At 57.5% G+C, this 3994-nt stretch carries 6 protein-coding genes; 4 read left to right on the top strand and 2 right to left on the bottom strand.

Annotated features, from left to right (window positions below; genetic code table 11):
• Positions 1-47: 47 nt before the first annotated feature.
• Positions 48-326: a hypothetical protein gene (locus tag TW83_RS20805; RefSeq protein ID WP_157001694.1), complete on the bottom strand. Its 279-nt coding sequence runs from the start codon at positions 324-326 to the stop codon at positions 48-50.
• A 222-nt stretch (positions 327-548) separates the two neighbouring features.
• Here TW83_RS20805 and TW83_RS16395 point away from each other — a divergent pair, with 222 nt between their 5' ends.
• Complete coding sequence (locus TW83_RS16395; protein ID WP_157001692.1) at positions 549-914, top strand: response regulator; 366 nt, start codon at positions 549-551, stop codon at positions 912-914.
• 99 nt (positions 915-1013) lie between these two features.
• Here the strand turns inward: TW83_RS16395 and TW83_RS16390 are convergent, their stop codons facing one another.
• The gene (locus TW83_RS16390; protein WP_204245791.1) at positions 1014-1562 is read right to left on the bottom strand and encodes a YsnF/AvaK domain-containing protein; all 549 of its coding nucleotides are present in this window, start codon (positions 1560-1562) and stop codon (positions 1014-1016) included.
• A gap of 281 nt (positions 1563-1843) precedes the next feature.
• Here TW83_RS16390 and TW83_RS16385 point away from each other — a divergent pair, with 281 nt between their 5' ends.
• The 3 genes from TW83_RS16385 to TW83_RS16375 all read left to right on the top strand — a co-directional run bounded on the left by TW83_RS16385 (position 1844) and on the right by TW83_RS16375 (position 3961).
• Positions 1844-2293, top strand: a complete 450-nt coding sequence (locus TW83_RS16385) for a DUF2382 domain-containing protein (RefSeq protein WP_045983853.1) — start codon at positions 1844-1846, stop codon at positions 2291-2293.
• On the top strand, positions 2283-3149 hold the full coding sequence (locus TW83_RS16380; protein WP_045983852.1) for a YsnF/AvaK domain-containing protein: 867 nt from the start codon (positions 2283-2285) through the stop codon (positions 3147-3149). The genes TW83_RS16385 and TW83_RS16380 overlap by 11 nt, the downstream gene beginning before the upstream one ends.
• A 233-nt stretch (positions 3150-3382) precedes the next feature.
• The gene (locus tag TW83_RS16375; RefSeq protein WP_162198075.1) at positions 3383-3961 is read left to right on the top strand and encodes a phosphatase PAP2 family protein; all 579 of its coding nucleotides are present in this window, start codon (positions 3383-3385) and stop codon (positions 3959-3961) included.
• Positions 3962-3994 lie beyond the last annotated feature (33 nt).

Raw genomic sequence — 3994 nt, 5'->3', positions numbered from 1 at the left:
TGCCCGAAGGTGTTCCTCTCTGCCATCGCGCTAGCGGCTCTCGTCATCTATTGGTTATGAATCCTGACCCTAGTTTCCTCGTAACCGAGCTCCGCATAAAAGGCTGCTTCCTGTGCGCGCTGCTCACCTGCCTTATACAGGCGTTCAGCATAGCCTTGTCCCGCCTCCCGGAGGGGAGTTATATATTCATGGCTCACCTCCAAAGCCGCATTGGCAAGCGCCGCCCCACGCTCAGCCAGATTAGCAGCACCTCCTTCGTGAGAACCTGACATATTGTCGGCTGCATCGACATCCTGTTTCGTTGTGACAGGCGGGGTCTGTACCATTGCATGATCCTTTTTAAGTGGGGACGCTGTCCCGAAAATAATTAAATCCCCAGTGAGGGTCTGGTTCCGTGTGTGGCCAAGAACACCGGATTAGAACTTAGTCGGGTCTCCAAGGGGGAAAGGTGTGTGTAATGAGTTGCAGAGCGAGGCTGGTGGCACCTTTGCACAGGAACATTTGTAGAAGCGTACTTTTGCAATATCTGCAAGCTGCGGAGACCGATGATGAACAAACCTGATCTTGCCGGAAGGCATATTCTTGTGGTGGAGGATGAATTCATTCTCAGCCTTGATATCTGCACGCAGATAGAAGCCTTTGGGGGCGTGGTCATTGGCCCTGCTGCAACTTTGGAGGATGGATACGCGCTTCTCCAGGCGGTGCCGCAACCAGACGGAGGCATCCTTAACATCAGGATTGGTAGAGAGATGGTCTACCCATTGGCCGATGAGCTGTTGGCAGCAGGCATCCCTATCATCTTCGCAAGCAGCGAGAGTAAGGCCAGCATCCCTGACGAATATGCGCTGGTGCCGCTGCTGAGCAAGCCCATCAACATGATGCACGTGGCCGAGGAGCTGTTCCCCGCGTCCTAAAGGTCGCGGGGGGGGGACCAGATATACAAACAGGGCCGCTCCAGCGCGGCCCTCTTGTTTTGTGGTCTCAGTGGTGAGGTGAGAGCTAAACCCCGGCCATCAGGAGCAACACTTCCGGCTGCGATCCAGATCATGGCGTTCCACGGCCGTACGCTCGTCGTCCACCTCGACCTCGGTGTGGCGTACCGTGTCGGATACCGTTTCCTGACGGGTATCACTAGTTTTGCGCAACCCAATTTCCTCTACGACGCGGGCTTCTTTCGAAACGACGGCTTCCTCCCGGTGCTCTTCTGCCTCAAACGAGCGCTCTCGGTAGTCCTCATCCACCTTGGCGGGACGATTGACCGGGGTCCGTACCAGCTCGACATGCTCGTCTCGCAGCTCAACCATCTCGCTGACCGGTGTCTCCACCGTATAGGCCCGGACACGGACGCGGCCGTGGCTGGTGTCGCGTTTGCCGACGCGCAATCTCTCCTCGACGACCGGGATCGTCTCGTCCGCGGAATGGTCGGTTGTGGTGGGATGTCCAGTTGCATACGTGCTGGCCTCGTAGCCGCCCCAACCTTCGCTGCGCCAGCTAGCCTCGCGCTCGTCAAGGTTCACGGTGCCTTCGTCATCCAGAATGTCGAGAACCGTCTCATACTCCATGTTGGTGACACGCGATACAGTCAGAAGCTGGCCGCCACGCGACAGGCCCTCGGCATAGCTGTAGCGGTCTTTCTCAGGTATCAGGAGATCGCCAAAGGCTATCTCAGAAGCCTTTGCCCTGATCGGTCTGGGCGGGTGCGGTGTCCGTGCTGCCGGCGTCCATACGGATTTGACTCATGTCCAGACCCGGCAGGGGAGCAGTAAAGACTAACTTATATTGCCCGCGTGGAAACGGAACGAACCGTGGACGGCAAGGTTGTCGATCATCACGGAGGGATGTGATGACGTCTGACCACGACCACGACCACGACCACGACCAAGCCGAGCAGACCGTCCCGCTCATGGAAGAGCAACTGACGGTCACAAAGCGGAAGAGGGTGACAGACCGGGTCAGGGTCTCGACAATCACCGAGACAGTGGACAGCCTTGTGCCCGTCGATTTCTCTGACGTCGAGATAGATGTGGTCCGGGTCCCCATCGAGCGGGATATCGACGTCGTCCCTGATATCGTGACCGAAGGTGACCTGACGATCATTCCCGTGGTCGAGGAGCGGATCGTCATCACGCGACAGCTCGTACTGCGCGAGGAAATTCATGTCCGCCGCACCGAACGCCGGGAAACCTCCGACATTCCGGTCACCATCCAGCGTCAGCGCGCCGTGATCGACCATCTCGGCCCTCAGACTGAGGGTCAAATCATCAGCGAAGAGGAAACTCACGATGACCTATGATAATGAAGCGGGTACTTTCAACGGAAGCATGTCCGTCTCCGCCTTGTTCGATACGAACGCCGATGCCCAGAACGCCGTATCGCGGCTTGAAGCGCTTGGGATATCGCGCACGCAGATCAGAACGGTCGAGGGTGCGACCCAGTCCACTGAGCAGAGAACCTCGACGACCGAAGACAAGGGATTCTGGGATAGCCTCGGCGATTTCTTCTTTCCCGACGAAGACCGCTACACCTATGCCGAGGGGCTGTCGCGCGGTGGAGTTCTCGTTACCGTGACGGGTCTGACGGCCGCACACTACGATCAGGTTCTCGACATCCTAGACGACGAGGGTACTGTCGATTTGGCGGAGCGCGAGGAGAGCTGGCGGTCGGAAGGCTGGGGCGGCTATGAGGTCAGCCCCCATGCGACCGAAGCCAGGACCGTGGGTTCGTCTGTCAGTGATGATGGCAGCTATGCCGATACCTCCGCTCAAGCGGACGACGAGAGCATTCCGATCGTTGAGGAGCGGCTGCGCGTCGGCAAGCGGGACACCAGCCACGGCCGCGTCCGTGTCCGGGCCTACACTGTCGAGGAACCTGTGAGTGAAACGGTGAACTTGCGTGAGGATCGCGTCGAGTTGGAACGGCGCCCGGTCGATCGGGCCGTCACCGACGCCGATACCGCGTTCCGTGACCGGACAGTCGAAGCCGAGGAGTACGTCGAGGAAGCGGTCGTCTCGAAAGAGGCGCGTGTCGTTGAGGAAGTAAGCCTGCGCAAAACCAGCGATACGCGTCAGGAAACGGTGACCGACAGCGTTCGTCACACGGAAGTCGAGATCGACGACGAGCGGTCCGATCCTTCCCGCCCCATCCGCTGAACTCAAAGCTACTAATGAATTGATAAGGGCCGCATCATTACTGATGCGGCCCTTATTTTAAATGTGGAAATTGGTCACCCATGCACAGACCATTATAACCCGAGAAATTTATGAGAGCATACCCGCCTCAAAACCCACTACGGAAACTTGGCCAGCTCATCGCTTTCCATCGGTTGCTGGTCATTGCATTGACGTGCTGGACAGCTTTTGCATGTACCGCAATTTTGATGGTCATGGGCTACACCGCCCGCTTGGATGCCTGGAGCCTATTGGCCTTTCGTGACGCTCCAGCACTGACACTATCCGGGCCGGCATGGTTAAGTGTGGCAATTCGCGATATGACCGCCTTAGGCGGATTTTCGGTTCGCAATCTTTTGGCCATCATGGCGATGGCGATCTTGCTGACGCTTCGCCGTCATCGTCAGGTGTTGGTGGTTCTGACAGCAATCGTCAGTGGAATGCTTCTGGAATATTGGCTGAAGGAATGCTTTGGCCGTCCGCGACCTGCCATTGTGCCGCACCTCATGTCCATAAATGGCAATAGCTTCCCGAGTGGCCACGTCTTCAATGGCAGCGTAGTCTATATCAGCATCGCGCTGGCATTTGCGGGCATGTCCCGGAAAACAACCACGCGCCTGATGATCATGGGCACTGCGATTGCAACTTGCATAATGATAGGCACGACCCGCGTCGCTTTGGGTGTTCATTATCTCACGGATGCTGTTGCCGGACTGGTGGGCGGCGCTGGATGGGCGTTGCTGGTTTATGCACTCTTGAGTTCAAGCCCCATCAACCCACCCGCAAACCCCTGAACTTAAATGAGCCTCCTAGGGTCCAGACTCATT

Source organism: Paracoccus sp. S4493, assembly GCF_000967735.1.
In the GTDB taxonomy this organism is placed as follows: domain Bacteria; phylum Pseudomonadota; class Alphaproteobacteria; order Rhodobacterales; family Rhodobacteraceae; genus Paracoccus; species Paracoccus marcusii.
The sequence above is the reverse complement of the archived record's forward strand: the minus strand, read 5'-3'. Positions and strand labels throughout refer to the sequence as shown.